A 4,165-nucleotide genomic window follows, 5' to 3' on the forward strand; every position below is an offset into this window, starting at 1 on the left:
TATCTTTTTCTAAAAACTTAGAAAATCACATTGGGGCTATATGGTATTTTATCCATCATTATAATGCGTCGCTATCTATGTAGTAATTTTTTCACTACATATTTACCACTACCCCCTATTTCCTAGTTATTCTAATAATTAATCCCTTATCTGACCTCAGTATAATTTTGCACTCAACAAATTGGAATTTGTGTATTCCCCCTGGTATTTCTATCAATTTACTTGTTGGCTTTTATGTTTTTATGATGAAGGTTCAGTACAAGTACGCAATTTTGCTGTCTTAGGGGATTACAATGTCAAGTGACACAAACCACAGAGAGTAAAAAGCCTAATCCAGGCTTAGGAAATTTTAAAAGGAACAAGAATGTCAAGCATAATCCTGAGCAAATTAGCTATTGTAACTGCTGGTGTAGTCCTAAGCTTGGCTACAATTTCAACCAAACCAAGCCAAGCAGCTACAATCAGATATCGTTTTGATGTGTATAACGTTGAAAGTCCTAACAATGAGTTTTTCGAGAGCGGTTTCGGTTTTTTTAACTACGAAAATTCATCCCTCACTGGAATAGATATTGAAACAGTTCCAGTTAGTGACCTTTCTTTTATATTAAATGGGATACCTCAGCTGACAGGGCCTGATTGTTGCAATGGGCAAGATAGGGTAGAAACTGTGTCTTTCTTGGGAGGGGAAATTTTAGGGTTGACGTACAGTCGTTATCGAACTTTTATTATCGAAGGGAAGACTATAGATTTTAGTTACCCTGGTCAGGGTCCAACACCCCGAGGAAAGGTAAGATATACCTTACTAGATGGGGCACAACCTCCTAAGTCTGTTCCGGAGGGAAGTACAACCTTGGGGCTGAGTGTTCTAGGTCTAGGCTTCTTAGTAAAGAAAAAGCTAAGTAGGCCAACATAATTAAACGTAGGGTCCCGGTGTGAAATGACTTATAGCCAATACGAAACGCCCCGGTGCATTGGGATTGTTCGGCTTGCGGATGGATCGATGATTCGCTTTGAGGCGATGGTCGCAGCGGTTCTGTTTTGATAATGGCGAGCGTTACCTGCTTTCTACAGCTTATGTACGGAACTTTCTAGTTAAAATTTAATAGTTTAACTACACAACTAGCGTTTTTTAAGTAAACTAGCTAGTATTTAGCTAGTTTGATTACTGAGTGAGCTTTCCAGTCATATTATTTGCAATAAAAGGAAATTTAGTTTTTATGAACAATCTCTACTCCAAATTCGCAGTTACCTCTGTTTGCACCGCTTTAGGTTTTGCTTTAGGATCTAATCAAGAAGCTTATTCAGCTACATTTAGCTTGCAACCTACTACCGCCTTTGTAGTCAGAGATTCTAACTCTGACGGACTAGGAGACCTGCTGATTTCTCTTGAAAATACTATCGGTATTCGGAAGGCAGCACAGGTTGAAGACGCAGAGTTTGCCGAATTTAATCTCAGTTTTTATTTTACCCCTAATACAGTTGTCAACAGTGCTGTTTTTTACACTAGTATTGCAACTTTTGAGGTCTCTGAGGTTGGAATTGGTAACCCTGGTAGTCTTGGTATCTTCGGCTATGTAGGAAACGGCACAGCCGAAACATCAGATTTTGAGGCAGGAGTATTCTTAAGTTCTGTAAATACTTCATTCGATACCTTTGATCTTGCATTTGACGTAACTCATTTTTTGAATCAACGAGTTAGAAACGCCGATACTTTTGCTGGGTTTGGCATTCGTGCCTTGAACTTGGGTAACGTCGCCCTGGGGGGTTATCGTGGAACTCCTATCACAACAAGACTGATAATTGAAACCGCTGAGGTTGCCAAGCCTGTGCCTGAACGAACCACCATCTTTGGTTCAGCTATAGGTCTATGCTTGGGAGAATGGCTGAAACGAAAGAAATCTAATCAGCAGAATAAAACAATCCCACAACATTAAGCTATCAGTTGACAGAATTTACGATGGTCACAAATTAACCTCAAAACGTTTCCTATCCCCGTCATACAGCTCAAATCATATTTTAAACTGTGAAGCAGGATAGGCTCCCAAAGTACCATTAACGACACAGATTGAAGCACCTTTCCCAAGCCCTCAGAATCCGTAACGCTAATGTCTCGTAAATCGTCTTATTAGCTTTGTCAGTCTCACAAGCCCTCAAACTGCTGTCGAATAACAAATCATTTTTCGTATTATTAAATTAATATTGTTAAACTTTTAAATCGATACAATTCTCATCTCCCCTACGTCGTAGCGATAAAGGTTCTCTTAGAACAACAGCACTTTGGACTTATCGCTTAAGGCAACAAAATTGACACAGAGCCTTTATCACTCTCGAAGTTTTTGCGACGTAACCATAAAGTCTAGACTATTAAGAACCCTTAGACGAATAAGATGCGCCATGCCGACCTATCGCTCCAGAACCTCTACCCAGGGACGCAATATGGCCGGTGCCCGCGCGCTCTGGCGTGCCACCGGAATGCACACTGAGGATTTTGAGAAGCCAATCATTGCAGTTGCCAACTCCTTTACCCAATTCGTACCTGGTCACGTTCACTTGAAGGATCTGGGACAACTGGTGTGCCGCGAGATTGAAGCCGCTGGTGGTGTCGCCAAAGAATTCAACACCATCGCCGTGGATGATGGCATCGCTATGGGTCATGACGGAATGCTTTACAGTCTGCCCTCGCGCGAAATCATCGCCGATTCGGTTGAGTACATGGTCAACGCCCATTGTGCCGATGCCCTAGTCTGCATTTCCAACTGTGACAAAATTACCCCCGGTATGTTGATGGCAGCTCTGCGTCTCAACATTCCGGCTGTATTTGTTTCCGGCGGTCCTATGGAAGCGGGCAAGACCAAGCTCTCGGAACACAAACTGGACTTAGTGGACGCGATGGTGGCTGCCGCGAACGACCGTATCAGCGACGAGGTTGTCGAAGAATATGAGCGTTCTGCCTGCCCGACCTGTGGCTCTTGCTCCGGCATGTTCACCGCCAACTCCATGAACTGTCTCACCGAAGCCATCGGGCTTTCCTTACCTGGTAACGGCACTGTGCTTGCAACCCATTTTGACCGGAAGGATTTGTTCCTCAACGCCGCGCGCACTATTGTCAGGATTACCCGCCGCTACTACGAGCAGGACGATGAATCGGTACTGCCACGCTCCGTTGCCAGTTTCAAAGCGTTCGAGAATGCCATGATGCTGGATATCGCAATGGGCGGATCCACCAACACCATTCTGCACTTACTGGCTGCCGCCCATGAAGCCGATGTCAATTTCACCTTGACCGACATTGATCGTCTCTCGCGCCAAGTTCCGCAACTCTGCAAGGTGGCACCGAATACTCCCAATTACCATATCGAGGATGTCCACCGTGCTGGTGGCATTCCCGGCATTCTTAGCGAACTAGATCGGGCTGGTCTGCTCCACACAGACTTGCCGACAGTCCACAGTCAAACGCTGAAAGAAGCGCTCGCTCGTTGGGATGTTATGCGAACTGATGACGAAGCGGTTCATACCTTCTTCAAGGCGGGTCCTGCGGGGATTCCAACTCAGCAGGCGTTCAGTCAATCGACCCGTTGGTCTTCACTCGACCTAGACCGAGAAAACGGCTGTATCCGCCGCGTTGAAAACGCCTTCAGCACCGAGGGCGGACTGGCTGTGCTCTACGGCAACCTGGCTGAGCGCGGTTGTATTGTGAAGACGGCAGGCGTAGACGCAAGCATCCTTGTGTTTAAAGGCAAGGCGCGCATTTATGAAAGTCAAGATGCTGCTGTCAAAGGAATTCTGGGTGATGAAGTGGAACCAGGCGACGTGTTGATCATTCGCTATGAAGGTCCGCGCGGTGGACCTGGGATGCAGGAAATGCTCTATCCGACAAGTTACCTTAAATCCAAGGGATTGGGCAAGGTTTGTGCATTACTGACCGATGGTCGATTCTCAGGTGGGACTTCGGGCCTCTCGATTGGTCATGCCTCTCCAGAGGCAGCAGCGGGCGGCAACATTGCTCTGGTCAAGGACGGCGATCCGATCCAAATCGACATCCCCAATCGCTGCATCAATGTGGAGCTATCGGCGGAGGAATTAGCCAACCGTCGTGGGGCAATGGAAGCAAAGGGCAAAGATGCTTGGAAGCCTGCACAGAAGAGGCAGCGCCGGGTGAGTGCAG

Annotated in this window: 3 protein-coding genes; all 3 read left to right on the forward strand. The window is 46.1% G+C overall.

The genetic code is table 11. From position 1 onward, the window contains the following. Positions 1-364 precede the first annotated feature (364 nt). Positions 365-913: a PEP-CTERM sorting domain-containing protein gene (locus tag H6F63_RS27395; RefSeq protein ID WP_190640454.1), complete on the forward strand. Its 549-nt coding sequence runs from the start codon at positions 365-367 to the stop codon at positions 911-913. A 304-nt stretch (positions 914-1,217) separates the two neighbouring features. Next, a complete protein-coding gene (locus H6F63_RS27400) occupies positions 1,218-1,934 on the forward strand; it encodes a PEP-CTERM sorting domain-containing protein (protein ID WP_190640455.1) in 717 nt (238 codons plus the stop codon). Positions 1,935-2,394: 460 nt separating this feature from the next. Next, positions 2,395-4,165: dihydroxy-acid dehydratase (ilvD, locus tag H6F63_RS27405; protein WP_190640456.1), on the forward strand; the 1,771-nt coding region annotated here is incomplete at its 3' end.

The sequence above is a fragment of the Trichocoleus sp. FACHB-40 genome, from assembly GCF_014695915.1.
Taxonomy (GTDB): domain Bacteria; phylum Cyanobacteriota; class Cyanobacteriia; order Cyanobacteriales; family FACHB-T130; genus Funiculus; species Funiculus sociatus.

Coding starts and splice junctions, on each gene's coding strand:
- H6F63_RS27395 (WP_190640454.1), top strand. CDS start 365: ATGTCAAGCATAATCCTGAGCAAATTAGCTATTGTAACTGCTGGTGTA.
- H6F63_RS27400 (WP_190640455.1), top strand. CDS start 1,218: ATGAACAATCTCTACTCCAAATTCGCAGTTACCTCTGTTTGCACCGCT.